Raw genomic sequence first — 24,740 nt, forward strand, 5'->3', positions numbered from 1 at the left:
TCACTTCAGCATGGGCCAGAGGCTCGCGACCAGCAGCACGGCCATGGTGATGTTGAACCATTTCAGGCGTGCCGGAACAGAGAGCCATTCGCGCAAAGCCGACCCGAACCCGGCCCAGGTCGAAACACTCGGCACGTTGACGAGTGCGAAGGCGACCCCGACCAGCAGCACCGTCATCCAGTAGGCGTCCGGATTGGTATAGGTCGCCATGGCGGTCACGGCCATTACCCATGCCTTCGGGTTGACCCACTGGAAGGCGGCAGCAGCAAGGAAGCTCATCGGCTGCGCGCCGGCCTTGCCGTCGGAGAGCGTGCGGGAACTGCCGATCTTCCAGGCGATCCACAGAAGATAGGCGCCGCCAGCGAATTTCAGGATCGTGTAGACGATCGGCACCGTCTGCAGGAGTGCGCCGAGCCCGAAGCCCACGCCGATCAGCAGCGTAAAGAACCCGACGCCGATTCCCAGCATATGCGGCACCGTGCGGGCGAAACCGAAATTCACGCCTGATGCAAAAAGCATCATGTTGTTCGGCCCTGGCGTGATGGATGTCGTGAAGGCGAACAGGACGAGAGCCAGAAATGTTTCCAGCGGCATGCATACTCCTTCGATGCCAAGGGTCCCGTTGTTACTGCCATCTCGTTTGGCGGATGGCCGTGCTGCGTCATAGGATTGTTGCCGGCGCTGTTCAAGAAGAACTTGGAAGCGCTTGGCCACGCGTTATGTCTTGACCATTGCGCCACCATAAAAACGAGTTCGATCATGGCTGAAATTCCGACTGTTGCAATACCCGGCGGCGCCACCGTTCCCGCCCTTGGGCTCGGCACTTGGATGATGGGCGAGGATCCCGCCAAGGCGCAGATAGAAATCGAAAGCCTGCGGCACGGGCTCGATCTGGGCATGACGCTGATCGACACGGCCGAGATGTATGGCGAAGGCGGCGCCGAAAAGATCACCGGCGCTGCGATCGAAGGCCGTCGCGACGAAGTCTTCCTCGTCAGCAAGGTCTACCCTTGGAATGCCAGTCGCCAGGGCGTGGTCGATGCCTGCGAACGCAGCCTGGAGCGTCTGAAGACTGATCGCCTTGATCTTTACCTCCTGCATTGGCGCGGCGAGCATCCGCTGGCGGAAACGGTCGCCGGCTTCGAGGCGCTTCGCCAATCCGGCAAGATCGGCGCCTGGGGCGTATCGAACTTTGACATCGACGACATGCAGGAACTGATGGCCGTGCCCGGCGGCGAGAATTGTGCGGCAAACCAGGTGCTCTTCAACCTGTCGCGGCGCGGCATCGAATACGACCTCCTGCCGTGGTGCCAGCAACGCGGCATCCCGGTCATGGCCTATTCGCCGATCGAACAGGGCCGGCTTGCCAAGAGCGCCGAGTTGATCCGCATCGCCAAGGCCTACCAGGCGACGCCGGCGCAGGTGGCGCTGGCCTTCCTGCTCGAGAGAGACGGCGTGATCGCCATTCCGAAGTCGGCCAACCCACACCGCGTCGAGGAAAATGCAGAGGCGGCAGAGCTTGATCTAAGCGACGATGACTGGCTGGCCTTGGACGCGGCTTTCCCACCGCCAGGTCGCAAGACGCCGCTGGAAATGATCTAGTCGATGTTCATCTGGCGGCGCTCTGCGGCCAGTGTTTCGATCGCCGTGAACACGTCGATTTCCCGCCAGCCGTTCGTATCGCGGTAGCACGGGTAGAGGCTGAAAGCGGCGGCCACCAACTGGTCGACGGAAGGCCTCGCCTTGCGCCGCGTCGCCACGACCCGTGATTTCCCTTCGAAACGGTCGTCGGTCAGGCCCCACCCGGCGTAGGATGGCGCCGCATAACACCGCACCGGTATCCCGCGGATCAAGGCATCGAGGCCCATCTGGCTTGAAACCGTCCACACCTCGTCGATCACCTCGAGCATCGACGCAACCGAGACGGGCTCGGCAGTCACCACGACACCCGGCGTCTGGCGCGCCTGCCCCGTCAGGTAACCCTTGCGGAAACCCACCATGACATCCGGATGGGTGCGCACTACGCATTGCGCTCCGCTCGCGATCGCGTCCTGCAGCATGCGCTTGAAACTCGCCGCCGATCCGCCAGCCATCGGCACGGAGACATCACCGTAGACCTGGTCCACAAGCAGCACGCGGCGGCGGGTGGTGGTTTCAAGCTTTGGCGAGCGGTGCGGCAGGTTGTTGTATTTGGAAAGCTTCTCGCGGATCAGCGCCGCCCGGATTTCAGAGCCAAGTCCCCCAACATCCATGCCGGCAGAGGCAGCAATCAGCGCCTCCAGCCTCGACGGCCGCGACGCATCGACAGGCATGCCAAGGTCATCGATCTGGATGGAGATCGGCAAGGTATTTTCCTTGCCGAGCCCGACGGACCGAAGGAAACCGTCCTCCAGGTACCAGGACGGCAACCCGCGCAGTTTTGCAATGGCGCGCGCCGTCTTTGCGGGAATGCGCCCGCCCCATAATACGACCCCGCCGATGCCGGGCGCTAGCGTCGCGTCAAGCCGGTCGATGCCGAAATAGTGGCTCAGCCATGGCTGGGACTGGCGAACGTAGAAGGTGGCGCCAAGGCGTGTTCCAGGCTGAGGAAGCCAGTCTTTGTCCATCTGCCGCCCTCAGCCTGACGCGCGTTACATTCCCTGCTGCCCGCGATTCATCGCCGCGATCCCCGTGCGGCAGACTTCGATCAGCCCGAGCGGCTTCAGCACCGCCACGAACTGGTCGATCTTCGACGACTTGCCGGTGATCTCCAGGATGAAGTGCTCCACGGTGGCATCCACCACCTTTGCATGGAAGGCGTCGGCCAGGCGCAGCGTTTCGGCGCGGCGTTCACCGGTGCCGACAACCTTCAGCAATGCCACTTCGCGTTCGATCGGGCGCTCCTGGCCCTGTTCACGCGCACGCACCGTCAGGTCCACCACCCGGTGAACCGGCACGAGGCGATCGAGCTGGGCCTTGATCTGCTCGAGCACCGAAGGCGTGCCACGGGTAACGATGGTGATGCGCGACAGATGCGCCTCATGCTCCGTTTCCGAAACCGTCAGGCTTTCGATATTGTAGCCCCGGCCGGAGAAAAGGCCGATGACGCGAGCAAGCACACCCGGCTCGTTGTTGACGAGAACGGAAAGCGTGTGGCTCTCGGCTTTGGCCGTTTCCGGCGCGATGAAATATGCTGATCCCGTCGGTTGCTGATGCGCATTCATGATGTTGGATCCGGTTCCTCAGTATCTGGTTGAAGAGCGACAAGCCCGTCCTTAGACGAGCTGGCGACCCTTGGCATCGATGGCCGTGGCAACGGCTTCATCCGTCGCCTCGTCCGGCAACAGCATTTCGTTATGCGCTTTACCCGATGGGATCATGGGGAAGCAATTGGCAAGGTTGGCGACGCGGCAATCGAAGATCACCGGCTTCTTGACCGCAATCATCTCTTCGATCTTGCCGTCCAGTTCCTTCGGATCATCGCAGTACATGCCGACCGCGCCATAGGCTTCCGCCAGCTTGACGAAGTCCGGCATGGCTTCCGTGTAGGAGTTCGACAGGCGGTTGCCGTGCAGCAACTGCTGCCACTGGCGCACCATGCCCATGTACTGGTTGTTCAGGATGAAGATCTTGACCGGCAGATTGTACTGGATTGCGGTCGACATTTCCTGGATGCACATCTGGATCGAAGCGTCACCGGCAACGTCGATGACCAGCGCATCCGGATGCGCAACCTGCACGCCGAGTGCAGCCGGGAAGCCGTAGCCCATCGTGCCGAGACCGCCCGAGGTCATCCAGCGGTTCGGCTCATCGAACTCGATGAACTGTGCCGCCCACATCTGGTGCTGGCCGACTTCGGTCGTGATGAAGGTATTGCGTCCGCGCGACAGCGCATTCAGCCGCTCAAGCGCATATTGCGGCATGATGACGTCGGTCGAATGCTTGTAGGAGAAGCTCTTGCGCGCGCGCCAGCGCTCGATGTCGCTGCGCCATTCTTCCGTCTGCGCCTTGGCGGGCTTTGCCGTGCGGGCACGCCAGACGCGGACCATGTCTTCCAGAACAGTACCGACATCACCGATGATTGGGATATCGACATGGACGTTCTTGTTGATCGACGACGGATCGATGTCGATGTGGACCTTGCGGGAGTTGGGCGAGAAGGCATTCAGGCGACCGGTGATGCGGTCATCGAAGCGTGCACCAATGCAGACCATGACGTCACAGCTGTGCATTGCCATGTTTGCTTCGTAGGAGCCGTGCATGCCGAGCATGCCGAGCCAGTTGGGACCAGACGCCGGATAAGCGCCGAGACCCATCAGCGTGGACGTGATCGGGAAGTCAGTCAGTTCAACCAGTTCACGCAGGAGCTTGGAGGCTTCCGGACCGGAGTTGATGACGCCACCGCCGGTGTAGAGGATCGGCCGACGTGCGGTCGCCATCAGTTCAACCGCAGCCTGGATAGCTTCGAGCTCACCCTTGGTCTTCGGCTGGTAGCTGATATTGGCCGCCGTTTCCGGCTTTGGCGTATAGGTACCGGTCGCGAACTGGATGTCCTTCGGGATATCGACGACAACCGGGCCCGGGCGGCCGGTCTGGGCGATACGGAAGGCCTCGTGGATGATGCCGGCAAGCTCGTTGACGTCCTTGACCAGCCAGTTGTGCTTCGTGCACGGGCGGGTGATGCCAACCGTGTCGCATTCCTGGAAGGCATCCGAGCCGATCAGCGTGGTCGGAACCTGGCCGGTGAGGCAGACGAGCGGGATGCTGTCCATCAACGCGTCCTGCAGCGGCGTAACGGCATTGGTCGCGCCCGGACCGGAGGTAACCAGCATGACGCCGATCTTGCCGGTGGAGCGGGCGTAACCTTCGGCAGCATGGCCAGCACCCTGTTCGTGGCGAACGAGGATGTGCTGGATTTCGTCCTGCTGGAAGATCTCGTCGTAGATCGGAAGCACGGCGCCGCCCGGATATCCGAAGATATTCTCGACGCCGTTGTCCTTCAGCGCACGCAATACGATTTCCGCGCCTGTCATCCTGTTGCTGTCATCGGTCATTGTTCTGGTCCATTCGCTGCTGGATTTTTACCGGCGGCTCCCCTGAGCCGGATTAAAGGCATAAAAAAAGGCCCCTTGAGGAGCCTGTCTTTCCGCGCATGGGTGGCTAACGCCGGACGGTTACACCGTCCTGCCCATGCGCGTTCCCACCACAATAAGAGCGATCGAAAATTTCATGGGGCGGAGTGTTAGACAGATTAGGGACATTCGTCAACGCTGCGACGCACGAAAATTTCGCATGATGATGATTTTGCTGCAATTCCGCTCACAAGAGCCGAGATCGCTACACCAGTTATTAAGGGTCACAAGTTACATATCGCCCATACGTCGAGCAAACCCGCCAACCCCGACAAGGGGGAGATGTTGCTGAATAACGACCTACAACGTTCCGCGTCCGCCGGAGAGCAGGACCGCCGCGACATCCAGAGCTCGGGAAACCGCCTCCTCGGACGTGTCGTTGCCTGCAACGGCTCGCATGCCACGATTTCCGCAGTTGCCGAACATGGCGATACCGACCTGACCGAACTCTGGTCGGTCGGCCGGCTGATTTCCATCAGCGTCGGGCAGAACCGCGTCGTCGCCCTTGCCTTCGGCATGGAAGCCGATGACCGGGCCTGGAACGAGGGCAGCAACACCCAGTTCCGCATCGAATGCGAGCTGCTCGGCGAAGTGCGCAAGAATGGCGAAGGCCGTGACGAGTTTTCGCGCGGCATTTCGCGTTACCCTTACCTTGGCGCCGTTGCCCACCGCATCCGCGCAGCCGACCTCCTGCGCATCTATGACAGCGGCCTGAACGACACCTGCGTGATCGGAAAGCTGACGCAGGACGAAAACGTCGATGCGGCGATCCACATTCCGTCCATGCTGTCGAAGCATTTTGCGATCGTCGGCTCCACCGGCGTCGGCAAGTCGACGGCCGTTTCGCTGCTGCTGCATAAGGCCGTGGAAGCCGATCCGAAACTGCGGGTGTTGATTCTCGACCCGCACAACGAATTTGCGGCTGCCTTCCCTGACCATGCGGTCGTCATCGACACGGATACGCTGGATCTTCCCTTCTGGCTGATGCGGCTCGAGGAGTTCGCCGAGGTACTGTTTCGCGGTCGCCCGGGCGTGGCCGAAGAGTTGGACATCCTGCGCGACCTTATTCCGGAGGCCAAGCGCGCATTCCGCGGCAGCGATTCCAGCCTCATGCGCCGCACCACGGAAAAGAGCTCGCTCACGGCCGATACGCCCGTTCCGTATCGCATGGCTGATCTCCTGGCGCTCATCGACGAGCGTATTGGGCGGCTGGAAGGCCGTGGTGAAAAGCCATTCCTGCGCTCGCTCAAGATGCGCATCATGTCGGCGATCAACGATCCGCGCTACCACTTCATGTTCTCCAACAACACGATCAATGACACGATCATGGAGACCATTGCGCATATCTTCCGCATTCCCGGCGGCGATCGCCCGATCTCGACCTTCCAGCTCTCCGGGATCCCGTCGGAAGTCGTCAATTCGGTCGCCTCGATCCTCTGCCGCATGGCCTTTGAGCTTGCGCTTTGGAGCAATGGCGCGATCCACATGCTCGTTGTGTGCGAAGAAGCGCACCGCTACGTGCCGGCGGACCCGAATCTCGGATTTTTCCCGACACGCCAGGCCATCGCTCGCATCGCCAAGGAAGGCCGCAAATACGGCGTGTCGCTTGGGGTGATCACCCAGCGCCCGGGCGAACTCGACCAGACTATCCTGTCACAGTGCTCGACAGTGTTTGCGATGCGCCTGTCGAACGACGTCGACCAGGACATCATCAAGTCGGCGATCCCGAATTCCTCGATCTCCACCACCAGCTTCCTGTCGTCCATCGGCAATGGCGAGGCGATTGCCTTCGGCGAGGCGATCTCCGTCCCGATGCGCATGAAATTCGCGCGGGTGGAGAAAAAATACCTTCCCAAGGCGAATGGCGCGCTGGACAAGGGTTCCGACGAAACGCCGGACACGGTGGATCTCCGAACCGTCGTCGCGCGCATGCGCGCGGTAAACGGCCCCGACATCTCATCTTTCCAGCAGAGCTATACTGCTGCGACCGTGACGCCGCAGGACGGTTCCGCAACGGGCGACGAAGTTGATGACTACGGCCAGGAGAAGGATGCGGAACTGGAGCGTTGGGAGCGGGAGCTTCGCGCGAACGGCCATGTGACCGCCAACCCGGCAGCACCTGTGCCTCCCCGCCAGAGCCAGCCGGAACCCTACCGGCCCGACATGCTGCCGCGGACATCGGCGGAGCCCGCTCCAGCGCCACGCCCCGATCGCCACGCCGATCTGCGCCGCGAGCGCATGCCGGACCCGCAGCCGGTGTTCCAGCGCCCTGCCCAGCCGGAGATCGCGCCGCGCCCGAACCCGCTTCTTCGCCGTGAAGGATCGTTGCGCGAAAGCTTGCTCCGCAAACCCTTGAGCAGCCTCTACGACAAGGATTGAGCGAGCGCCGCCTGCTCGCCTAGTTCACCCGCTGCCAGGTCTCGTCCATCTGGTTGCGGAACCATGTCATCTGGCGCTTGGCATACTGGCGGGTCAGTGCCGAACAGCGCTCCACCACCTCGCTTGGCGTCATCCGACCCTGGAGCATCTCGGCAATCTCGCGAACGCCGATCGCCTTCATCACCGGCGCATCGGCTGCGGGCTCCTTCGCCAGCAGCGTCCTCACCTCGTCCAGCGCTCCACTCTCCATCATCCGCTGGAAGCGCAGGTTGATCCGTTCGTGCAGCACCGCCCGGTCGGGTAGAACAACGAGCTTCGTCGCCCGCGCCGGATCGACGATCATCGGCCCACGCCGCTCCTGGAAGGCAAGCAGCGACTTTCCCGTCTCTTCCAGCACCTCGAGCGCACGAACGATCCGCTGGCCGTCGGTGGGCTGCAGCGACTTCGCCGCCTCCGGATCACGTTCGGAAAGCACGGCATGCAGCGCCGGCGCACCCTGCTCCTTCAGCCGCAGGCGCACGGCACAACGGGTACCCTGGGAAATCTCCGGCATGTCCGACAGCCCGCCGGTCAGCGCCTTAAAATAGAGCCCGGTGCCGCCGACGATCACCGGCATCCGCCCCTCAACCTTCAGCGTCTCCAGGAGCGGCGTCACCTCCCGCAGCCACTCACCGGTGGAATACGTCCTCGTCGCCGGAACATGCCCGTAAAGGAAATGCGGCACGCCCTGCATGTCCTCGTCGGACGACCGCGCCGTCAGCACTTTCAAGGTGTCGTAAACCTGCATGCTGTCGGCATTGATGACAACGCCGCCGACATGCTTCGCCACCTCGACGGCAAGCGCGGACTTGCCGCTGGCCGTCGGCCCCGTTATCAGAACGGCGTCCGTATCTTCCAAAAGGTCAAACTTCATATGGCTCTCGTTGCCACGCTCATCGCCCATCCGTCAAACCCTGTTCTGACGCCCGACCTGGGTGAAGCAGCCGCGGCAGCCGTTCAAGCCTCCGGGCTTTACTGGCTGGCAGACGGCGTGGCCTGCGACATCGCCCTGCGTGATGATGCGGATACGGCAGCAGCGGAGGCCGCGCTGCGGTCGGTCATCGGCCAGGCGCCGATCGACCTCGTCATTCAGCAGGCAGAAACCCGGCGCAAGAAATTCCTGATTGCCGACATGGATTCGACCATGATCGGCCAGGAATGCATCGACGAACTCGCCGACCTCGTGGGCCTGAAGGACAAGGTCGCGACGATCACCGCCCGCGCCATGAACGGCGAGATTGCCTTCGAGCCGGCACTGCGGGAACGCGTCGCACTCCTCAAAGGTCTGCCGATCAGCGTCGTTGACGACGTCATTGCCCAACGCATCACGCTTACGTCCGGCGGACCCGAACTTATTGCCACGATGAAGGCAAAGGGCTTTTATTCCGCACTCGTCTCCGGCGGCTTTACGGTTTTCACCAGCAGGATCGCCGCAACGCTGGGCTTTGATGAAAACCGCGCCAACATTCTTCTCGAGAAGGACGGATCCCTCACTGGAGAAGTGGCCGAACCCATCCTTGGCAAGCAGGCGAAGGTCGACGCGCTCATGCAGATCTCAGCCAAGCTCGGCATTTCCACAGACGATGTGATGGCCGTGGGTGACGGCGCAAATGACCTAGGCATGCTGGAACTTGCAGGCTCCGGCGTCGCGCTGCACGCCAAGCCCGCCGTTGCGGCGCAGGCGAAGATGCGCATTGACCACGCCGACCTCACCGCATTGCTTTACATCCAGGGCTACCGGAAGACCGACTTCGTGACGCCATGACCGGCGCACGGGTCGTCCTTCAAACCGAGCGACTGCTGCTGCGGACATGGGTCTCGAGCGATCGGCACCTGTTTCGCGAGATCAACGCCGATCCGAAGGTGATGGAGTTCTTTCCGTTTCGTCGCAGCCACGACGAGGCAGACGCGCTGCTGCCGAAGCTGAACCAGATGATCGAGGACAACGGTTTCGGGCTCTTTTGCGTGGAGCTTCGTGACGAGGCAGAGCCGATCGGTTTCTGCGGCCTGTCCTATGCCAACATGCCGGACATCTTCCCGAAGGAAGTGGTCGAGATCGGCTGGCGGCTTGCGACCCGATACTGGGGCAATGGTTACGCCACCGAAGCGGCCCGGGCGGTACTGGAGTTCGGCTTCATGGAAAAAAGCCTCGACGCCGTGCTCGCCTTCGCCGTCGCGGAAAACCGACGCTCGACCGCCGTCATGGAACGGATCGGCATGCAGCGTATCGAGGCCATGGATTTCGACCATCCGCGCGTGCCGGACACGCATCCTCACCTCAAGCGCCACGTCGTGTACGCGGCGACCAGGGATGCGTGGCAGGCGCAGCGAGGCCCCTGATCTGCGGTGGCTCGCTATTCCAGCGGCATCGCCACGAAACGCAGGTTGCCGGCCGTATCGGACACCATCACATGGGCGTTGCGGCGGCCTTCCGCCTTCAGCGCGTTGATGCGCTTCAGCACGTCTTCGGGCTTTTCGACGAAATCCTGCCCAACCTCGACGATCACCTCGCCGACCTTGACGCCCTTCTGCGCCGCAGGTGAATTCGGCGCCACCGCCGTCACGACCACGCCCTCGACGCTTTCGGCGATGTTGAAGCTCTTGCGCTGCTCCTCATCCAGCACCGCCAGCGTCATGCCGAAGGTCGAAGCGGCGCCCTTGTCAGCCTGGTCAGCCTGGCCGGATTGATCCGGCTGGTCGCCTGGAGGCGTTGCCTGCGGATCATTGTTCTGGCCCTGCTCATCGGGTGCATCAGGCTTGTCGGAATCGTCATCCGCATCGACGCTGTCTTCCAGGCGTCCGAGCGTCACCTTCACGGTCTGCTCCTTGCCGTCCCTCAGGATCACCACGTCGACCTGCTTGTCGACCGGGCTTTCGGCGACGATGCGCGGCAGGTCCCGCATCTCGTTCACTGGCTGGCCGTCAAAGGTCAGCACCACGTCGCCGGCCTTGATCTCACCGTTCTTGATCGGGCCATTGTTGACGACGCCGGAAACAAGCGCTCCCCGCGCACGATCGAGGCCCAGGCTTGCAGCGATATCGTCGGTCACCGGCTGGATACGTACGCCAAGCCATCCACGCCGTGTTTCGCCGAACTCAATCAGCTGGTGGACGATGTTTTCAGCCAGCTCCGTCGGGACTGCGAAGCCGATGCCGATCGATCCGCCGGACGGCGAGATGATCGCGGTGTTGATGCCGATGACTTCGCCGCGCATGTTGAAGAGCGGCCCGCCGGAATTGCCCTTGTTGATCGCCGCATCGGTCTGGATGAAGTTGTCGTAAGGGCCGGCGTTGATGTTGCGCCCACGCGCCGAGATGATCCCGAGGGTCACCGATCCGCCAAGCCCGAACGGGTTGCCGATCGCCATCACCCAGTCGCCGATGCGCATCTGGCGCGAGTTGCCGAACCGCACTGCCTTCAACGGCGCCTTCGGCTCCACCTTCAGCACCGATAGGTCGGTCTTGGTGTCGGTGCCGACAAGCTTCGCCTTCAGCTTGCTGCCGTTCGGGAAGATGACTTCGATGTCGTCGGCGCCCTCGATCACGTGGTTGTTGGTGACGACGTAACCGGACGGGTCGATGACGAAGCCGGAGCCGAGCGAGGAAACCTTCTGGTTGCCGCCCTGGTTGCCCTCGCCGTCAAAGAAGTCGTCAAAGAACTCCTGGAAGGGCGAGCCTTCCTGGATCTGCGGCTGCGGGCCCGCGCCGTCGTCCTTGACGCTCTGCGACGTCGAGATGTTCACAACCGCATCCAGGAGGCCTTCTGCCATGTCGGCAATGGAGGCAGGTCCGGCAGATGCCATGGGCGCCGGCGCCGGAGGCGGATTGATGGACGGCGATGCCGTCGGCGGAACCGGCAGCATCTGGCCGCCCGGATTGGCCGGCGCCGGATTTGCGTTCGGTGCGGCGGTACCACCTGGTGCAGGTTGCAAGGGTTGTGCAGGGGCCTGAGCCAGGGCCTCCAGCGGTCCACCGAGCAGTGCCAGGACTGCCGTCAGACTGATGGTACGCTTGAAGGTCGACTGAACCGAATGGGCCATCTGGCATCCTCGCTCATGCGTTAGTTGCTTCACCCGGAGGAGCAGGACTCAGCCGGTGGTTGGATAGGAGCCTTTGAATAGGGCGTAGTTTCGGCAGAAGATAGGACGGAACTGCATTGGAGGAAATTACCTTTTCGTGACCCCCTCGGGCAAGGTTCTAGAGCCTGAACCAGCCGATACGAAAAAGGGGCGGCCGTGGCCGCCCCCCTTGGGATCAGTTCGCCGGAGCCGGCGCCGCTGGCGCGGCCGGTGCCGCAGGCGTTGCGGTCCCTGCTGGCGCCGCCGGCGCCTGTGCACCCGCGGAGTTGAAGAACTTGAAGAACTCCGAGTCGGGCGACAGCACGAGGCTCGTTTCGCTGTCGGCAAGGGCGGCGACATAGGCACGCATCGAGCGGTAGAACTCGAAGAACGCCGGGTCGCGCTGGAAGGCCTCGCCGAAGATCCGGTTGCGCTCGGCGTCACCCTGACCACGCAGGATTTCAGCGTCACGCTGGGCTTCAGACACGAGCTCGACCACCTGGCGGTCTGCGATGGCGCGCCGCCGCTGGCCCTGCTCGTTACCGCGGGCGCGGATGAGCTCGGCCTCGGCAAGGCGTTCGGCCTTCATGCGCTGGAAGGTCTGTGCCGAGACTTCCTGCGTCAGGTCGGTGCGGCGGATACGAACGTCACGGATGGTGAGACCAAGGGTCTCTGCCGCAGCGCTCAGATCGGTACGAACCTCCTGCATCATCGACGAACGCTCATCCGAAAGAGCGGCATCGAAGTTGCGCAGACCGTAGACACGGCGCAGGGCCGCGTCGAGACGGGTGCGAAGGCGCGATTCAGCCGACTCGCGGTCGCCGGAAACCGTTTCACGGAAGATCCGCGGATCGGTGATCGCATAGACCACGAAAGCATCGACTTCATAGAAGGCGCCGCCACGGACCTGCACACGGATGTTGTCGAGGTCGAAGCGAAGCGCGCGGTCTTCGACATACTGGACACGATCGGCGTCCATGAAGGCAAACGGCAGCTTGAAGTAGATGCCGGGCTCGCGCTTGACGTCCTGGATCTGACCGAAGCGGACGACGATTGCCTGTTCGCGCTCGTTGACCACGAACACGGACGAGTAGATCAGCACGAAAAGAACGGCCAGTGCGATCAGGAATGCTGGAAGCTTGCTCGAGTTCATCGGTTGCCCCCCTGCGTCGCCTGCGACTGCTTCATCAGTTCATTGATAGGCAGGTACGGAACGACCCCCTCCTTGTTGTCCAGGATGATCTTGTTGGAGTTCTTCAGGACAGCTTCCATGGTTTCGAGGAAGATACGGCGACGCGTCACGTCGGGCGCATTGGCGTATTCGTTGTAGATCGAGACGAAGCGCTGCGCTTCACCCTGGGCCTCGTTGACGACCTTGTCCTTGTAGGCGGATGCCTCTTCGCGGATCTGTGCCGCCTGACCACGTGCCTGACCAAGCTTCTGGTTGGCATACTGGTTGGCTTCTTCCACGAAACGATCCTCGTCCTGCTCTGCACGCTGGACTTCTTCGAACGCGTCGGCCACTTCGCGCGGCGGCGCAGCGTCCTCGATCGGCACAGCATTGATGGAGATGCCCGAACCGTAGCTGTCCATCGTGCCCTGGATGATGTTGCGGACTTCCGTCGAGATGCCTTCACGGTTGTCGCGGAAAATATCCTGCGCCGGACGGCGGCCGACCACTTCACGCATGGCGCTTTCGGCAACCTGCTGCAGCGTCGCAGCCGGGGTTTCCAGCTGGAAGAGATAGGCCTTTGGATCCGTCACCGTGAACAGCACCGAGAACTGCACGTTGACGATGTTCTGGTCGCCGGTCAGCATCCAGCCTGCATTGGAGTTGGAACCGCGCGCCGCACCGATATTCTGCTGCTGCTCGGTGACCTTGACGATCTCCACCGATTCCAGCGGCCACAGATGGAAGTGCAGCCCCGGCATCGAGATTTCTTCCTTCGGACGACCGAAGCGCAGTTCTACGCCGCGTTCATCCGGCTGCACCGTATAGATCGACTGGAAGGCAAGGAATGCCAGAACGACCAAGAGAACGATGACGAAGGCGCCGCCGTTGAAGCCGCCGGGCATGACGCCGCGCAGCCGGTCCTGGCTTCGCCGAATGATATCCTCCAGGTCGGGCGGGCCGCCATTGTTGCCGCCGCCACCGCCGCGTGGGCGGTTCGGTCCCTGCCCCCAGGGCCCTTGGTTATTGCCGCCACCGCCGCCCCAAGGACCGCCGCCGCCATTCTGATTGCTCCAGGGCATTCAAACCTCTTTGTTGTATCTCCCGACCCTCGACCCTGCCATGCACAGGCGGAGCCAGCCAATGCCGTTATAGGTATGTGGCAGAGCGCTTTCAACGCGGCTTCAATAACTTCCAGTTCAACGCTAACGAAATGTTCCAGATTCACGCCTTGCGGCGGCGATAGGTCGCAAAGCGCGTGGCATAAGTGTCCTTCTCGCCCTGCGGCACCACCTCTTCCTCGACCTGTTCGAACACTTGAGGGTCGATTGCCGGGAAATACGTGTCGCCGTCCGGGATGTCGGCCTCCACATGCGTCACCTGAAGCAGGTCCGCGATCTTGATGGCATCGACATAGATCTGCCCGCCACCCAGCACATAGATCGTATCGACGCCCGCCTCCGCCGCAAGCCTTTCCCCGACCTTCAAGGCCTCATCCAGCGACGCCGCGACCTCGACGCCCTCCTGCTGCCAATCCGCATTCCGGGTCACGACCACATGCGGCCGGCCCGGCAGCGGCTTTCCACCAAAGCTGTCGAAGGTCTTGCGCCCGACGATCACCGGCTTGCCGGAGGTCAGCGCCTTGAAGCGCTTGAGGTCGGTCGAGAGCTTCCAGGGCATGTCGCCGTCACGGCCGATGACGCCGTTTCGGGATACGGCTACGATGATGGCGATGGTCGGCTTGGTCATGATGTTCCTCCGGGGGACCTTCGGGTAGGCAATTTGTCTCATTTTCAAGTTGGCGAAACTGCGTATGGGACCATGCGAGTTCTGTCAAAGCATGGCGCGCCCCTTCGCTACCGGGGGTAAGCCAGGGTTGACCAGCCTCACGCAATGGCCAGATGCTGGTTGTGTTGTGGCCTTCAGGGTTAGATAGATTCGGTTGCGGGTTATCCGCTCAAGCAAGAGGTTGAGAACAACCTGGTGTCTTTGTCCATGCCACTTCCCCAATCCGATCCCGCCCACATCCTGGTTGTGGACGACGACGGGCGGATCCGACAGATGCTGACACGCTACTTCGAAGGCGAAGGTTATATCGTCAGCGGCGCCGCCAATGGGGAAGAGATGCAGGCGCAGCTGGCGCAAAAGAACATCGACATCATCCTTCTCGACCTGTCACTGCCTGGTGGCAAGGATGGGCTGGACCTCGCCCGCGAAATCCGCGCCACCTCCGACATCCCGATCATGATGCTGACCGGGCGCGACGACGTCATCGACCGCATCATCGGCATCGAGATCGGCGCCGATGACTACATCGCAAAACCGTTCCACCTGCGCGAGGTGCATGCACGGCTCAAATCCATCCTGCGCCGTCGCCATCCCGTTCAACAGAAGCCCGCGCCCGCCGACGACCAAATCGTTCGCTTCGACGGCTGGGCGCTCGATCTCGTGCGCCGCCAGCTCCGTTCGCCGGCCGGTGCCGATGTCGAACTGACCACCGGCGAGTTTGACATGCTGGCGACCTTTGTGCAGCACGCCGGGCGGGTGCTGACCCGCGACTTCCTGATGGACGCCACGCGAGGCCGGCAGCTCGAAGCCTTCGACCGCACCATCGATGCGCAGATCGTTCGCCTGCGCCGAAAGATCGAGGCGGATGCCACCCAGCCGCAACTCATCAAGGCCGTGCGGGGCGTGGGTTATGTCTTCACCGCCAAGGTGGAGCACTAGGACCCACCCCGGACACGATCAGACCGCCACCGGCGCTTCGATGGCGGGATAAGGATCGTAACCCGTCACCTCGAAATCCTCGATCCGGTAATCATCGATCGATGCCGGACGCCGCGTCAGGCGCAGCTTGGGGAATGGCCGCGGCTCGCGCTCCAGCACGGTTTCCGCAAGATGCTGGTGGTCGAGGTAAAGGTGGGTATCGCCACCGACCCAGATCAACTCGCCCGGCACCATGTCGACCTGCTGCGCCACCATCGCCAGCAGTGCTGCCTGCTGACAGATGTTGAAGGGATTGCCGAGCCCGATGTCGCAAGAGCGCTGGTTGACCATCAGCGAAAGCCGCGGCTGGCCTTCTCCGTTGAGGTTCGCCGCGTAGAACTGATAGGTCATGTGGCACGGATGCAGCGCCATCTGGCCAAGCTCCGGCACATTCCAGGCATGGAACAGCATGCGCCGGCTCGAGGGGTTCTTGCGCAGCGTCTCGATCACGTCCGCAACCTGGTCGTATTCCTTGCCGTCTGCGCCGAGCCATCGGCGCCACTGCTTGCCGTAGACGGGGCCGAGATCGCCCCACTGCCGCGCGAAATCGTCGTCGGCAAGGATCTTGGCCTCGAACTCTTCCTGCGAAATCTGTGTGCCCGTCGCCTTGCGATAGGTGGCAAGCGGCCAATCGGTCCAGATCCGCACGTTCTCGCGCAGGAGCGACTGGATGTTCGTCTGCCCGGTCAGGAACCAGAGCATCTCCTTGACCGCCGTCTTCCAGAACACCTTCTTCGTCGAATAGACAGGGAAGGTTCCGTCCGACAGGTCGAAGCGCATCATCGCACCGAACATCGAAAGCGTGCCGACACCGGTGCGGTCGATACGCTTGTCTCCCTTTTCCAGGAGATGCCGGATGATATCGAGATACTGGTGTTCAGGATGTCTGAGCATGGGCTCCAGGTCCTTCATTCGCTTGGTCGCGGCGCGGACGGCACGGCATTCGGGCCGATTCGAAGATCAGCAGTTCATACCGGGTATGGAAGGCGCCACCAATCGCGCACCCACGATATCCCCACCTCAAAAGAAGTTATCCTGCGCGCACCGCCACCCCTTTTCATGTCGGCGGGGATTGCCTATATCTGTCCTTGCCGGGCGCAAGTCCGGCTATGGCAATAAACGGTCGGTGTAATAAACCTATTGGACCCGGGGGCGGTACCCGGCGCCTCCACCAAAAACCGGTCGGACTGGATGGTTATCTGGACCGGCTTTTGATGGGGGCGAAATAGGATCGACAAGGGCGTAAAGATCGAACTTTTGCTCGGCATGATACCACCGTTATCGGGTCAAAAAGTGTAGTTGCAAACGACAACAACGCTAAGGAATACGCTCTCGCTGCCTAATGGCGGTGCGGGAATTCCGACCTAAGTCCTTGGAGGTAGCACTTTAAGGCGGGGTCCGAAGGCACCTGGCAACAGAAGCCTTCACCTTAACGCGCCACTCGAATATCATCCTGCAAATCGGAGCATCAGGCGGGGCTTTCCTCCCTCGGCTTCCGCATGGCATAACGCGTTCGATTCGTGAGACGAGATTAGGAAAGACAGGACCTTATGGGGCAGGATCATATCCGTTACGACATTCTGGCACAGGACGCTCTTCGTGGCGTCATTCGCAAGGTTCTGTCGGAAGTAGCGGCGACCGGCCGGCTGCCGGGTGACCACCATTTCTTCATCACCTTCCTGACCGGAGCACCGGGTGTTCGCATCTCGCAGCACCTGAAGGCAAAATATGCCGAGCAGATGACAATCGTCATCCAGCACCAGTTCTGGGACCTGAAGGTCACCGAAACGCAGTTCGAAGTCGGCCTCTCCTTCTCAGACACGCCCGAACGCCTGGTGATCCCGTTCAACGCGATCCGCGGCTTCTACGACCCGTCGGTCAATTTCGAACTCGAGTTTGAAGTTCCGCTCGCCGAAGAAGACGAGCAGGCCTCCGCAGAGATCACGGCGATTCCGGTTGAGCCGGTCGCCAAGCCCGCCGAAGCAGACGAAGCGCCCAAGGGCGACGAGTTAAAGAAGCCTGCCTCCGTCGTTTCGCTCGATTCCTTCCGCAAGAAGCAGTAGCGGCTGAGCGATGAGTGCCGAGATCGTCAATCTTCGCCAGGCCCGCAAGGGCAAGCTGAGGGCGCAAAAGGAAAAGGCGGCGGAGCAGAACCGTCTTTCCTTCGGACGCAGCAAGGCCGAGAAGACGCTGACCAGGGCGCTCAACGAAAAAGTGTCGAAGACACTCGACCAAGGTCGCTTGGACGCTCCAAAAAGCGACAACTGAAACAGCGTGAAGCCACACGTAAATGCTTGGTTAACTCCCGGCCAAGCGCTTGGCTTGACGCTCCAATGTTCCCGGTATGAATAGCGGCAATTGTTCCGCCCCTCCCGGAGAGCTCCGTGATCCGTAAACATTCCGCGACGTTGCATGGGCATCGCACCAGCTTCTCGCTCGAAGACGAGTTCTGGACTGAACTGAAGGCGATCGCCGCCGAGCGTGGCGTCAGCCTTGCGAACCTCATCGCGGAGGTCGACGACCAGCGGCAGGCCAGCAGCAATCTGTCATCGGCCCTTCGCGTCTATGTGCTGCTGCAGCTAAAGGCGGCAGGCACCCGCTAAGCCAGCACCCGGGACTCGCACCCAACGTTTCGGCGGTCCCGGAGAGCCGGGTGTCGCAGGCAGGCCGATGCTGCAGCTTGTCAACATATAAAGGAACCTTTATGTCTTTTGCGACAAAGGAGATCCTATGACGCCGCAGCCCAATCCCCTCTCAGATCTTCTTTCCGAAAAAGGCGTCCTGCTCGCCGATGGCGCGACCGGCACCAATCTCTTCGCCATGGGCCTCGAAGCGGGCGAAGCGCCCGAGCTTTGGAACGAGACCGAACCTGCCAAGATCACCAAGCTGCATCAGGATTTCGTGGATGCCGGTGCTGACATCATCCTCACCAACTCCTTCGGTGGAACACGCCACAGGCTGAAGCTGCACAAGGCCGACGACCGGGTTCACGAACTCAACAAACGCGCCGCCGAAATTGCGCGAAAGGTTGCGGACGCTGCTGGCCGCAAGGTCATCGTCGCGGGCTCGGTCGGCCCGACCGGTGAGTTGCTCATCCCGCTCGGTGCAATGTCCTATGAAGATGCGGTTGCCGCCTTTGCTGAACAGATGGAAGGGCTGAAGGCCGGCGGCGTTGACGTCGCATGGATCGAAACCATGTCTTCGGCCGATGAGATCCGCGCCGCGGCGGAAGCGGCCGCCAAGGTCGGCCTGCCCTATACCTATACCGGCTCCTTTGACACGGCGGGCAAGACGATGATGGGCCTTCACCCGAAGGACATCCACGCCGTCGCAAAAGATGTGGGTGACGGACCCGTCGCCGTTGGCGCGAACTGCGGCGTTGGCGCGTCCGACATTCTTTCAAGCCTCCTCGACATGACGGCCGCCGAGCCGGATGCCATCACCATCGTCAAGGGCAATTGCGGCATTCCCGAATACCGCGGCGCCGAGATCCACTATTCCGGCACGCCGCCGCTGATGGCGGAGTATGCCCGCCTCGCCCGCGATGCCGGCGCCCGGATCATCGGCGGCTGCTGCGGCACGTCCTGCGAACATCTGGCGGCCATGCGCAAGGCGCTCGACGATTATACGCCGCGACCACGGCCAACGATCGAGGAGATTGTCGACAAGATCGGCCCGCTGCGCAATAAGACGGCCAGTGAATCAGGCGGCGACGCCGGCAGGGAAAGACGCCGGCGCCGCGGCTGAACAAGTCGAGGCAGGTGTCATGGCAAACATATCTCCAATCGGCAGCCGGGAAACCGTCGCAGAAAGTCTGGCCGGGTTTTCGCTCGAAAACCAGAACTGGCTGAAGCTGCTGATGGACGACCCTGCATCTGACGAGATGCTGCTCGAAGGCCTGCACCTCTTCCTCAACCAGGCGTCCGAGGCGAAGTTCCTCAACTCGTTGAAGCTCGGCAAATCCGGCGAGTGGATCGGTGACAATGCCCCGGCCCGGCTGCAGATCCGGCTGATGGAAGCCGCCCGCTCAAGCCAGCATCCGGCCTATCAGGCGTTCAAGGATGGGCTGACCCGCTCCGGCGGGCTGGAGCGCGCCTATCCTAAGGCGAAGATTTAAGAACCCAGCCCATCCATGAGAAATCGTAGCTGTGCGGGCGGATAGCGATATCCTGCTCCGACCGGGCACGCATTGCGGGCGACGCAGCCCGATGCGAGGCATGTCGAGCGAGCGGCTTCGGTCCTCAGATAGGCGCGGCAGCGTGCAACGTCGAATCCGTTGGCTCGCACGGCACCGACCGGGCACGAGGTGATGCAGGGTTTGGTCGAGCAGGATGCACAGGGATGTGGTGACGCTTCCGGAACGGTCTCGAGCGGATGGCGAAATGCCAGCGCGCCGCGGTATCCGTGCCAGAGGCCGTAGACCGGATGAATGAGGATCCCGAGCGGCGACGCCTGCATCGCTTCCGCCTTCATCGCCCATTGCTGGAACGGCTGCCACGGCGGATCGGACGGAAAGAAGGCCTCCGCCCCCACCCGTTCTGCGACGGGGTGGATGATTGCCTTCGACCATTGGTCCAGTGGATGTGCCCCACCATAGCTTTCGCGCCACGCGGCAAAGCTCGTCCAGATGGACCCGCCGACGTTCCCAAGCAACACCACCGACAGCGCGGATGCGCCGTTGCCCAAAACCGGCCCCTCGCCCGCCGCAAAATTGACCACGCCCCGCAAGTGAATGCCATGCGGGGCGAGTGCGTCTGATAGCTCTTTCAACATTTGGCGTGCCGCTCATCGCGGCCCCTTGTACCGGTAGTGCGGGCGCCAGACCCCCTCTTGGATGAAGTCGGCGACCAGCCTCGCGCCGCCTTGCTCCCTGGCGGCATCGGGCTCTCTTCAGGTGAAAGCGTCCGGCATTGAATCCTTGCGATCCTTGATGAAGGCCAGCAGCGCCTCGTCCACAGTCGGGTCGAGCGGCGGAGCCTCGTAGGAGTCGAGCCAGGCGCGGCAAAGCGCATTGGCGCGTTCCTCGACACGCTTCTGCCCCTCGATCTCCCATTGCTCGAAGGAATTGTTGTCGGCAAGCGGCGAGCGGTAGAATGCCGTCTGGAAATGCGCCTGGGTGTGCGAGCAGCCGAGGTAGTGGCTGCCCGGTCCCACTTCACGAATGGCAGAGAGCGCCTGGCCTTCCTCCGAAAGATCCACGCCCTCAGCCATCTTCTGCATCATGCCGAGCTGGTCCTGGTCGATCATGAACTTCTCGTAGGACGACACCAGGCCGCCCTCCAGCCAGCCGGCCGCATGCAGCACGAAGTTCGTGCCGGCCAGGAGTGTCATGTTGAGCGTGTTCGCCGATTCATGCGCTGCCTGCGCATCCGGGACCTTGGAGCCGCAGAGCGAACCGCCGGTACGGAACGGCAGGCCGAGCCGCCGTGCCAGCTGCGCGGCACCGTAGGACACGAGCGACGGCTCCGGCGTCCCGAAGGTCGGTGCACCCGACTGCATGGAGATCGAGGCTGCGAAAGTCCCGAACAGCACCGGCGCGCCCTTGCGGATCAGCTGCGTTGTTGCAGCACCTGCGAGAACTTCCGCCAGGATCTGCGTCAGCGTGCCGGCCACCGTCACCGGGCTCATCGCGCCCGAGAGGATGAACGGTGAAACGACGCTTGCCTGGTTGTGGCGGGCGTAGACCTTCAGCGCGCCGAGCATCGTGCCATCGAATACCATCGGCGAATTGGCGTTGATGAGGTTCAGCGTCACGCAGTTGTTTTCAACGAACTCGTCGCCAAACACGAGCTTCGCCATGGCAATCGTGTCCTCGGCGCGCTCCGGCGCCGTGACCGAACCCATGAACGGCTTGTCTGAATATTTGATGTGGCTGTAGACCATGTCGAGGTGGCGCTTGTTGACCGGGACATCGACCGGCTCGCACACCGTTCCGCCCGACGAATGCATCGACGGCGCAAGGTAGGACAGCTTCACGAAATTGCGGAAATCCTCGATCGTCGCATAACGACGGTTGCCGTCGAGGTCGCGCACGAAGGGAGGACCGTAGACGGGCGCAAACACCGTCGCATTGCCACCGATATGGACGCTGCGCTCCGGGTTGCGGGCGTGCCAGGTAAATTCCTTCGGCGCTGTCTTCAGGAGTTCACGGCAGAGCCCCTTCGGAAAGTGCACGCGGCTGCCGCGTACATCCGCACCTGCCTTGGCCCACAGGTCCAGCGCCTCCTCGTCGTCACGGAACTCGATGCCGATTTCTTCGAGGATCGTGTCGGCATTGCGCTCGATAAGCTGCAGCCCTTCCTCGTCGAGCACCTCGTAGACGCCGATCTTGCGGGTGATGAACGGCAGCGACTGGCCCGGACCGCTGCCCGAACGCGCCGCACGCCGCCCGGCTGCCCCTCTCTCGCCCCGGCCTCGCCGACCGCTCCCGCCTGCCGCCGTTTCCGTGTTCTGGATGATCTCGTCCATATCTCGTCCTCGCCTCGCGCCGTCCCGCGTCTTTGTCTTGATGTGCCATGCTAGGGCGAACTGCAAGGCGAACCCTGCCAGTCTGCGCCACGGTTTTGCGCAACACAGACATCGGCGCAGCCTCGCCGTCGTTTTTCCGACGTTGCGTTGTCGCAGTTGAAAGAAATCAACGGACATTTTGCGGCTAAAGATAAAGGCGGACGGAGGAGCGTCTGATTTGCCTTTCCCTCGTCATTGGCACTCGAACCCCAAGGGAAGCAGTCCATGTCCGACGACGAAATCATCCTTTCGGAGCTTTCCGACGAGGAACTCGTGCAGCAGATGCACGACGACCTTTACGACGGATTGAAGGAAGAGATCGAGGAAGCGACCAACATCCTCCTCGAGCGCGGCTGGACGCCTTACGACATCCTGACCCAGGCGCTGGTCGAAGGCATGCGCATCGTCGGCATCGACTTCCGCGACGGCATCCTCTTCGTGCCGGAAGTGCTGCTATCGGCCAATGCGATGAAGGCCGGCATGAACATCCTGCGCCCGCTCCTGGTCGAGACCGGCGCTCCGAAGCTCGGCAAGATGGTGATCGGCACCGTCAAGGGCGACATCCACGATATCGGCAAGAACCTCGTCGGCATGATGATGGAAGGCGCGGGCTTTGACGTCGTCGACCTCGGCATCAACAACCCGGTCGAGAACTACCTTGAGGCGATCGAGCGCGAGAAGCCGGATATCATCGGCATGTCCGCACTGCTGACGACCACCATGCCCTACATGAAGGTCGTGATCGACACGCTGAAGGAAAAGGGGATGCGCGACGACTATATCGTCCTGGTCGGCGGCGCACCGCTGAACGAGGAGTTCGGCAAGGCTGTCGGCGCGGATGCCTATTGCCGTGATGCCGCGGTCGCCGTGGAAACGGCCAAGGACTACATCCGCCGCAAGCACAACAGCCTGGCGGCCGGCGTCTGAACAGGACCGGCCGCGGCTGCAGTTGATTGAGGTTTAGCGCGAAGCTGCGCGATCGACCCGGCGGCCGGCATCCTGCGTCGCATCAACGGCATTTGCCGTATCCTGGCCTACGCCGCGGATCGTATTGCCGCAGGAAGAGAGAGAAACCATCGTCGCGAAAAGTGCGGCGATTACCGTGACTGTCTTGGCCGTCATGATGGAATACTCCGATGGATGTGGATCATATGGGTCCGGAAATCCTGCTTCCTGAGGAAGCCGCTTCTCCGGCTAAGGAACGTTCAACTTCTGAAAAAGTTCACGTGATCGCTTGCGGCGCGATCGCACGCGAAGTGCTGGCCGTCTGTCGCCAGAACAATCTCGACCACATCCACCTCAACTGCCTGCCCGCCATCTGGCACGCCTACCCGCAAAAGATCGTGCCCGGACTGGAGCAGGCGATCGGTGAAGCCCGCGATGCCGGCTTTTCGCGGATCTTCCTTGCCTATGCCGATTGCGGCACCGGCGGCGGCATCGATGAGCTCTGCCGGCGCGAAGGCGTCGAGCGCATTGCCGGCCCGCATTGTTATTCCTTCTTCACCGGCAACGAGCGCTTTGCCGAGCGGGACGACGACGTCTTTTCCTTCTTCCTGACGGACTTCCTTGCCCGCCAATTCGAGGCCTTCGTGGTCGAGCCGCTCGGGCTCGACCGGCATCCGCAGCTGAAGGAGATGTATTTCGGAAATTACCGCAAGCTCGTCTACCTCTCCCAGGAAGAGGACGAGGCCCTGCAGCGCAAGGCCCTAGAGGCAGCCGATTTCCTCGGGCTGGAATATGAGTACCGCTTCACCGGCTACGGCGATTTGCGCCACGCCCTGCAGTCCGTTTAACGGTTTTTTCTCTCACTCGCCGCCAAAATGTCTCCCAGGAACAAGGAGTGGCACATGCGGGAGCAAGATCCCCTGGTCGTTGTGATGACTGCTGGTGGAATGAACCCGCAGGTGATGATCAATGCACTGAGCGAGCGCTTCCCCAACCTGCACGTCATCGAGGAACAGCCGGAGACCAAAGGCACGCTCTTGAAGCGGCGTGCCCGTCGCTTCGGATGGATCACCGCGCTCGGCCAGCTCGCAACCATGGTCGCCTCGCGACTGGGCAAGAGTGTCGCCGCCAGACGCTCTATCGAGATCCTTCGTGACTACGGCCGCTCTGCCGAACCTAACCCCTCGGTCCCCGTCACTCGCGTTGCCTCGCTCAATGACCCCACCTGTCACGCAGCGGTGACAGCCCTGCAGCCGAAAGCCATCTTCACCATTTCCTGCCGCATCCTCTCGGCCCGGACGCTTGCCGCCATGCCCTGCCCGGTCATCAATTTCCATGCCGGGATCAACCCCATGTATCGCGGCCAGATGGGCGGCTATTGGGCGCGTGTCGCGGGCGATGAAGAGAACTTCGGTGCCACCGTACATCTGGTCGACAAGGGCATCGATACGGGCGGCTCCCTGTACGAGAAGCGCATCAAGCCTTCTCCCTCCGATAGCCTTGCGACCTACCCGCTCCTGATGACGGCAGCCGCCGTCGACATCAGCATCCAGGCGATCGAGGATGCGCTGAACGGTACGCTGAAGCCTTACCAGCCGAGCGGCCCGTCGCATCTGCGCTATCCGCCACCGGTCTGGACTTGGGCCTATCACGGCTTGACCAAGCGGATCTGGTAGCGACGTCCCTCCACGTCGCTTTTCGCGCCTGCCACGTCGTGGCAAGCGCAGTGTGGCGTCCTCCTCCGGTGCATGCTCGGACTGAACG

Annotated in this window: 26 protein-coding genes and 1 other RNA gene; 14 read left to right on the top strand and 13 right to left on the bottom strand. The window is 62.1% G+C overall.

The window, feature by feature from the left end; genetic code table 11:
- Positions 1-594, bottom strand: coding sequence for a LysE family translocator (locus M0654_RS20690; protein ID WP_118849781.1), 594 nt, complete (start codon positions 592-594; stop codon positions 1-3).
- A gap of 165 nt (positions 595-759) precedes the next feature.
- Between M0654_RS20690 and M0654_RS20695 the strand changes: the two genes are divergently transcribed.
- A complete protein-coding gene (locus M0654_RS20695) occupies positions 760-1,602 on the top strand; it encodes an aldo/keto reductase (protein ID WP_248684696.1) in 843 nt (280 codons plus the stop codon).
- Here the strand turns inward: M0654_RS20695 and M0654_RS20700 are convergent.
- Genes M0654_RS20700 through M0654_RS20710 form a run of 3 tightly spaced genes read right to left on the bottom strand, consistent with a single transcriptional unit; the run spans position 1,599 to position 5,033 of the window.
- Positions 1,599-2,606 carry a capsular polysaccharide export protein, LipB/KpsS family gene (locus M0654_RS20700; protein ID WP_248684697.1) on the bottom strand — a complete coding sequence of 336 codons (1,008 nt, stop codon included), beginning with the start codon at positions 2,604-2,606 and terminating at the stop codon, positions 1,599-1,601. The two genes, M0654_RS20695 and M0654_RS20700, sit on opposite strands and share 4 nt — an antisense overlap.
- 24 nt (positions 2,607-2,630) lie before the next feature.
- On the bottom strand, positions 2,631-3,203 hold the full coding sequence (gene ilvN, locus M0654_RS20705) for an acetolactate synthase small subunit (protein ID WP_118849784.1): 573 nt from the start codon (positions 3,201-3,203) through the stop codon (positions 2,631-2,633).
- Between the two features lie 51 nt (positions 3,204-3,254).
- Positions 3,255-5,033 carry an acetolactate synthase 3 large subunit gene (locus M0654_RS20710; RefSeq protein ID WP_248684698.1) on the bottom strand — a complete coding sequence of 593 codons (1,779 nt, stop codon included), beginning with the start codon at positions 5,031-5,033 and terminating at the stop codon, positions 3,255-3,257.
- 363 nt (positions 5,034-5,396) lie between these two features.
- On the opposite strand from M0654_RS20710, the gene M0654_RS20715 reads away from it, so the two are divergent.
- The gene (locus tag M0654_RS20715; protein WP_248684699.1) at positions 5,397-7,490 is read left to right on the top strand and encodes an ATP-binding protein; all 2,094 of its coding nucleotides are present in this window, start codon (positions 5,397-5,399) and stop codon (positions 7,488-7,490) included.
- Positions 7,491-7,509: 19 nt separating this feature from the next.
- On the opposite strand, the gene miaA is transcribed toward M0654_RS20715, so the two are convergent.
- Positions 7,510-8,403 (bottom strand): tRNA (adenosine(37)-N6)-dimethylallyltransferase MiaA, encoded by an 894-nt coding sequence (gene miaA, locus M0654_RS20720; protein WP_248684700.1) that lies wholly within the window; start codon positions 8,401-8,403, stop codon positions 7,510-7,512.
- Here miaA and serB point away from each other — a divergent pair, their 5' ends adjacent.
- Positions 8,404-9,294 (top strand): phosphoserine phosphatase SerB, encoded by an 891-nt coding sequence (gene serB, locus M0654_RS20725; protein ID WP_248684701.1) that lies wholly within the window; start codon positions 8,404-8,406, stop codon positions 9,292-9,294. It abuts the gene before it with no gap.
- On the top strand, positions 9,291-9,869 hold the full coding sequence (locus M0654_RS20730) for a GNAT family N-acetyltransferase (RefSeq protein ID WP_248684702.1): 579 nt from the start codon (positions 9,291-9,293) through the stop codon (positions 9,867-9,869). Before serB ends, M0654_RS20730 begins: the two co-directional genes overlap by 4 nt.
- A gap of 14 nt (positions 9,870-9,883) precedes the next feature.
- Here the strand turns inward: M0654_RS20730 and M0654_RS20735 are convergent, their stop codons facing one another.
- The 4 genes from M0654_RS20735 to M0654_RS20750 form a co-directional block, all read right to left on the bottom strand.
- Complete coding sequence (locus M0654_RS20735; RefSeq protein ID WP_248684703.1) at positions 9,884-11,569, bottom strand: Do family serine endopeptidase; 1,686 nt, start codon at positions 11,567-11,569, stop codon at positions 9,884-9,886.
- 214 nt (positions 11,570-11,783) lie between these two features.
- Positions 11,784-12,740: a protease modulator HflC gene (gene hflC / locus M0654_RS20740; RefSeq protein ID WP_248684704.1), complete on the bottom strand. Its 957-nt coding sequence runs from the start codon at positions 12,738-12,740 to the stop codon at positions 11,784-11,786.
- On the bottom strand, positions 12,737-13,840 hold the full coding sequence (gene hflK, locus M0654_RS20745; RefSeq protein ID WP_118849792.1) for an FtsH protease activity modulator HflK: 1,104 nt from the start codon (positions 13,838-13,840) through the stop codon (positions 12,737-12,739). The genes hflC and hflK overlap by 4 nt, the downstream gene beginning before the upstream one ends.
- Before the next feature lie 142 nt (positions 13,841-13,982).
- Positions 13,983-14,507, bottom strand: a complete 525-nt coding sequence (locus M0654_RS20750) for a dihydrofolate reductase (protein WP_248684705.1) — start codon at positions 14,505-14,507, stop codon at positions 13,983-13,985.
- 246 nt (positions 14,508-14,753) lie between these two features.
- Here M0654_RS20750 and M0654_RS20755 point away from each other — a divergent pair, with 246 nt between their 5' ends.
- On the top strand, positions 14,754-15,485 hold the full coding sequence (locus M0654_RS20755; protein ID WP_248684706.1) for a response regulator: 732 nt from the start codon (positions 14,754-14,756) through the stop codon (positions 15,483-15,485).
- 18 nt (positions 15,486-15,503) lie between these two features.
- On the opposite strand, the gene thyA is transcribed toward M0654_RS20755, so the two are convergent.
- Entirely contained in the window at positions 15,504-16,418 is a 915-nt protein-coding gene (gene thyA, locus M0654_RS20760; protein WP_248684707.1) for a thymidylate synthase, read from the bottom strand.
- A 156-nt stretch (positions 16,419-16,574) separates the two neighbouring features.
- Here thyA and ssrA point away from each other — a divergent pair.
- The 6 genes from ssrA to M0654_RS20790 all read left to right on the top strand — a co-directional run bounded on the left by ssrA (position 16,575) and on the right by M0654_RS20790 (position 19,641).
- Positions 16,575-16,953, top strand: a transfer-messenger RNA (tmRNA) gene (gene ssrA, locus M0654_RS20765).
- A gap of 121 nt (positions 16,954-17,074) precedes the next feature.
- A complete protein-coding gene (locus M0654_RS20770; RefSeq protein ID WP_248684708.1) occupies positions 17,075-17,587 on the top strand; it encodes an SspB family protein in 513 nt (170 codons plus the stop codon).
- Positions 17,588-17,597: 10 nt separating this feature from the next.
- Entirely contained in the window at positions 17,598-17,792 is a 195-nt protein-coding gene (locus M0654_RS20775; protein ID WP_248684709.1) for a DUF4169 family protein, read from the top strand.
- Between the two features lie 116 nt (positions 17,793-17,908).
- Positions 17,909-18,127 (top strand): ribbon-helix-helix domain-containing protein, encoded by a 219-nt coding sequence (locus M0654_RS20780; RefSeq protein WP_118849797.1) that lies wholly within the window; start codon positions 17,909-17,911, stop codon positions 18,125-18,127.
- Positions 18,128-18,254: 127 nt separating this feature from the next.
- Positions 18,255-19,271, top strand: a complete 1,017-nt coding sequence (bmt, locus tag M0654_RS20785; protein ID WP_248684710.1) for a betaine--homocysteine S-methyltransferase — start codon at positions 18,255-18,257, stop codon at positions 19,269-19,271.
- A 19-nt stretch (positions 19,272-19,290) separates the two neighbouring features.
- On the top strand, positions 19,291-19,641 hold the full coding sequence (locus M0654_RS20790) for a hypothetical protein (RefSeq protein WP_248684711.1): 351 nt from the start codon (positions 19,291-19,293) through the stop codon (positions 19,639-19,641).
- Here the strand turns inward: M0654_RS20790 and M0654_RS20795 are convergent.
- The gene (locus M0654_RS20795) at positions 19,638-20,297 is read right to left on the bottom strand and encodes a ferredoxin (RefSeq protein WP_248684712.1); all 660 of its coding nucleotides are present in this window, start codon (positions 20,295-20,297) and stop codon (positions 19,638-19,640) included. The two genes, M0654_RS20790 and M0654_RS20795, sit on opposite strands and share 4 nt — an antisense overlap.
- 117 nt (positions 20,298-20,414) lie before the next feature.
- Positions 20,415-21,992 (bottom strand): trimethylamine methyltransferase family protein, encoded by a 1,578-nt coding sequence (locus M0654_RS20800; protein WP_248684713.1) that lies wholly within the window; start codon positions 21,990-21,992, stop codon positions 20,415-20,417.
- A 264-nt stretch (positions 21,993-22,256) separates the two neighbouring features.
- On the opposite strand from M0654_RS20800, the gene M0654_RS20805 reads away from it, so the two are divergent.
- Entirely contained in the window at positions 22,257-22,958 is a 702-nt protein-coding gene (locus tag M0654_RS20805) for a corrinoid protein (protein ID WP_248684714.1), read from the top strand.
- A gap of 33 nt (positions 22,959-22,991) precedes the next feature.
- Here the strand turns inward: M0654_RS20805 and M0654_RS20810 are convergent, their stop codons facing one another.
- Positions 22,992-23,108 carry an entericidin domain-containing protein gene (locus M0654_RS20810; protein WP_248684733.1) on the bottom strand — a complete coding sequence of 39 codons (117 nt, stop codon included), beginning with the start codon at positions 23,106-23,108 and terminating at the stop codon, positions 22,992-22,994.
- 59 nt (positions 23,109-23,167) lie between these two features.
- On the opposite strand from M0654_RS20810, the gene M0654_RS20815 reads away from it, so the two are divergent.
- Both M0654_RS20815 and M0654_RS20820 read left to right on the top strand, forming a co-directional pair.
- Entirely contained in the window at positions 23,168-23,824 is a 657-nt protein-coding gene (locus tag M0654_RS20815; RefSeq protein ID WP_248684715.1) for a DUF1638 domain-containing protein, read from the top strand.
- A gap of 54 nt (positions 23,825-23,878) precedes the next feature.
- Entirely contained in the window at positions 23,879-24,652 is a 774-nt protein-coding gene (locus M0654_RS20820) for a formyl transferase (RefSeq protein ID WP_248684716.1), read from the top strand.
- Positions 24,653-24,740: the final 88 nt, after the last annotated feature.

Origin of the sequence: Neorhizobium turbinariae, from assembly GCF_023223505.1 — a bacterium.
GTDB classification, from domain to species: Bacteria; Pseudomonadota; Alphaproteobacteria; order Rhizobiales; family Rhizobiaceae; genus Neorhizobium; species Neorhizobium turbinariae.

Bases quoted from the DNA above. Each gene is read 5' to 3' on its own strand.
- M0654_RS20795 (WP_248684712.1), bottom strand. From the start codon at position 20,297: ATGTTGAAAGAGCTATCAGACGCACTCGCCCCGCATGGCATTCACTTG.
- bmt (WP_248684710.1), top strand. From the start codon at position 18,255: ATGACGCCGCAGCCCAATCCCCTCTCAGATCTTCTTTCCGAAAAAGGC.
- M0654_RS20695 (WP_248684696.1), top strand. From the start codon at position 760: ATGGCTGAAATTCCGACTGTTGCAATACCCGGCGGCGCCACCGTTCCC.
- M0654_RS20805 (WP_248684714.1), top strand. From the start codon at position 22,257: ATGTCCGACGACGAAATCATCCTTTCGGAGCTTTCCGACGAGGAACTC.
- hflK (WP_118849792.1), bottom strand. From the start codon at position 13,840: ATGCCCTGGAGCAATCAGAATGGCGGCGGCGGTCCTTGGGGCGGCGGT.
- miaA (WP_248684700.1), bottom strand. From the start codon at position 8,403: ATGAAGTTTGACCTTTTGGAAGATACGGACGCCGTTCTGATAACGGGG.
- M0654_RS20690 (WP_118849781.1), bottom strand. From the start codon at position 594: ATGCCGCTGGAAACATTTCTGGCTCTCGTCCTGTTCGCCTTCACGACA.
- M0654_RS20810 (WP_248684733.1), bottom strand. From the start codon at position 23,108: ATGGTTTCTCTCTCTTCCTGCGGCAATACGATCCGCGGCGTAGGCCAG.
- M0654_RS20790 (WP_248684711.1), top strand. From the start codon at position 19,291: ATGGCAAACATATCTCCAATCGGCAGCCGGGAAACCGTCGCAGAAAGT.
- M0654_RS20820 (WP_248684716.1), top strand. From the start codon at position 23,879: ATGCGGGAGCAAGATCCCCTGGTCGTTGTGATGACTGCTGGTGGAATG.
- hflC (WP_248684704.1), bottom strand. From the start codon at position 12,740: ATGAACTCGAGCAAGCTTCCAGCATTCCTGATCGCACTGGCCGTTCTT.
- M0654_RS20770 (WP_248684708.1), top strand. From the start codon at position 17,075: ATGGGGCAGGATCATATCCGTTACGACATTCTGGCACAGGACGCTCTT.
- M0654_RS20755 (WP_248684706.1), top strand. From the start codon at position 14,754: ATGCCACTTCCCCAATCCGATCCCGCCCACATCCTGGTTGTGGACGAC.
- M0654_RS20815 (WP_248684715.1), top strand. From the start codon at position 23,168: ATGGATGTGGATCATATGGGTCCGGAAATCCTGCTTCCTGAGGAAGCC.
- M0654_RS20735 (WP_248684703.1), bottom strand. From the start codon at position 11,569: ATGGCCCATTCGGTTCAGTCGACCTTCAAGCGTACCATCAGTCTGACG.
- M0654_RS20730 (WP_248684702.1), top strand. From the start codon at position 9,291: ATGACCGGCGCACGGGTCGTCCTTCAAACCGAGCGACTGCTGCTGCGG.
- M0654_RS20750 (WP_248684705.1), bottom strand. From the start codon at position 14,507: ATGACCAAGCCGACCATCGCCATCATCGTAGCCGTATCCCGAAACGGC.
- M0654_RS20775 (WP_248684709.1), top strand. From the start codon at position 17,598: ATGAGTGCCGAGATCGTCAATCTTCGCCAGGCCCGCAAGGGCAAGCTG.
- M0654_RS20800 (WP_248684713.1), bottom strand. From the start codon at position 21,992: ATGGACGAGATCATCCAGAACACGGAAACGGCGGCAGGCGGGAGCGGT.
- thyA (WP_248684707.1), bottom strand. From the start codon at position 16,418: ATGCTCAGACATCCTGAACACCAGTATCTCGATATCATCCGGCATCTC.
- M0654_RS20700 (WP_248684697.1), bottom strand. From the start codon at position 2,606: ATGGACAAAGACTGGCTTCCTCAGCCTGGAACACGCCTTGGCGCCACC.
- M0654_RS20710 (WP_248684698.1), bottom strand. From the start codon at position 5,033: ATGACCGATGACAGCAACAGGATGACAGGCGCGGAAATCGTATTGCGT.
- ilvN (WP_118849784.1), bottom strand. From the start codon at position 3,203: ATGAATGCGCATCAGCAACCGACGGGATCAGCATATTTCATCGCGCCG.
- serB (WP_248684701.1), top strand. From the start codon at position 8,404: ATGGCTCTCGTTGCCACGCTCATCGCCCATCCGTCAAACCCTGTTCTG.